This is a genomic window from Klebsiella sp. Ech2A (genome assembly GCF_030078455.1).
Taxonomy (GTDB): domain Bacteria; phylum Pseudomonadota; class Gammaproteobacteria; order Enterobacterales; family Enterobacteriaceae; genus Klebsiella; species Klebsiella terrigena.
The window spans coordinates 1-1,659 of record NZ_JAQGFU010000390.1 but is presented as its reverse complement, the minus strand read 5'-3'; the positions used below and the strand labels follow the sequence as shown (position 1 = coordinate 1,659).

Below are 1,659 nucleotides of genomic sequence, written 5' to 3'. Positions count from 1 at the left end.
TTGCCGGACACCGCAACCGGCTGCTGGGGGTGATGGCTTCCCACTCCCTCGAGTACATTAACCATCTCAGCGTCGACGTGCTGATTAAGCACCTGCCGTAGGTCGCTCGCGCAGGCCTCGTCAGGCCGATTAGGGATTCACTTCCCGCAGCGAACTCAGCAGCAACGCGAAGCTCGACTCAATCAGCGGCGGTAGCGTCTGCTGCCCGCGCATCAGCGCCACCGTGCGGCTCAGCGCCGGCTGCTGCAGCTGGGCTATCTTCAGCTGCGGATCGCATAGGTGGGTGGTATAGAGCTCGGGAAGAATGGCAATCGCCAGCCGCGAGCGCACCAGGCCATACAGCGTTTCGATATAGTCCACCTGATAGCGCGTATTCAGCATCAGGCGATGGCTCTCCGCCAGCGCCCCCACCAGCCGCTGGATATTGCCCTTCGAGAACACCGCGATATCGCGGCCGGCCAGCAGCTTCCACGGCAGATGCGGCTGGCCGGCGAGCGGGTCGTCGCCGTGCAGCACCGCCACAAACGGGTCCTCGCGCAGCGGATAGACCTGCAGCTCTGCGGGGATCGAACTGTCGATGGCGCCCACGGCGAAATCAATCTGCCCGCTCAGCAGCTCGCGCACCAGCGCGTCGTTGGCCCGATCGTGAAACTCGACCCGCAGGCGCGGAAAGGTTTCGGCCAGGGTCTGCGGCAGCAGGGGAAACAGCAGCGAGCTGACCGACGGCATCAGCCCGATACGCACCGTGCCGTCGCCGCCGGCTTCAACAATCTGCTGCATATCCTGAAACGCCAGCTGGGCCACGCTCAGCACGCGCTGCGCGTGGGGCAGGATCGCCGCGCCCAGTTCGGTCAGCGTGACCGAAGAGGCGGTGCGGTTCACCAGCCTGCCGCCGAGCACCGCCTCAATCTGGCGCAGCGCGCTGCTCAGCGCCGGCTGGCTGATAGCCAGCCGGTTGGCGGTATCGGTAAAGTGACGCAGCTGCGCCAGGGTAACAAAATACTGGAGCTGCTTGAGAGAAAGCGCGGGCAGCCGCTGCCACGGTTCGGTCATGTTATCCATCGCTGAGGGTGAGTAGGCAGAATAACCCGAGCTTATCGGGCGATAAATTTATTCATCTGGGCAAACGTTTGCCATGCCCCTAGAGTAGCGCCATTATCCTTGTGCCGGAGTTGTTATGTCCAGCAGTGCTGAAAACCGCCGCCGCGCCGTACAGGCCGCCCGGGGCGAATTATCGTTCGACCTGTTACTCACCGGGGGGCAGATCGTTGATATGGTCACCGGGGAACTCCGCGCCGCCGACGTCGGCATCGTCGGCGAGATGATTGCCAGCGTCCATCCGCGCGGCAGCCGCAGCGACGCCGCTGAATCCCACGACCTGCAGGGCGCCTACCTCTCCCCGGGGCTGATGGATACCCACTTCCATCTCGAAAGCCCCCATCTCCCCCCCGAGCGCTACGCGGAAATCGTCCTCGCCCAGGGAACGACGGCGGTATTTTGGGATCCGCACGAGCTGGCCAACGTGCTCGGCGTGGAGGGCGTGCGCTACGCCGTTGCCGCCAGCCGCAATCTGCCGCTGGAGGTGATGGTCGCCGCCCCTTCCAGCGTCCCGTCCACGCCCGGGCTGGGGATGTCCGGCGCCGATTTTGCCGGAGAAGA

2 protein-coding genes and 1 pseudogene are annotated in these 1,659 nt (G+C 64.7%); 2 read left to right on the top strand and 1 reads right to left on the bottom strand.

What is annotated here, in order from left to right:
* Window positions 1-101 (top strand): annotated as a pseudogene (locus PFH44_RS27315) (universal stress protein); the annotation flags it as partial.
* Window positions 102-129: 28 nt separating this feature from the next.
* On the opposite strand, the gene PFH44_RS27310 reads toward PFH44_RS27315, so the two are convergent.
* The gene (locus PFH44_RS27310) at window positions 130-1,053 is read right to left on the bottom strand and encodes a LysR family transcriptional regulator (RefSeq protein WP_283826795.1); all 924 of its coding nucleotides are present in this window, start codon (window positions 1,051-1,053) and stop codon (window positions 130-132) included.
* Between the two features lie 124 nt (window positions 1,054-1,177).
* Here PFH44_RS27310 and PFH44_RS27305 point away from each other — a divergent pair.
* Window positions 1,178-1,659 (top strand): amidohydrolase family protein (locus tag PFH44_RS27305; RefSeq protein ID WP_283826794.1); only part of this gene is annotated, 482 nt, incomplete at its 3' end.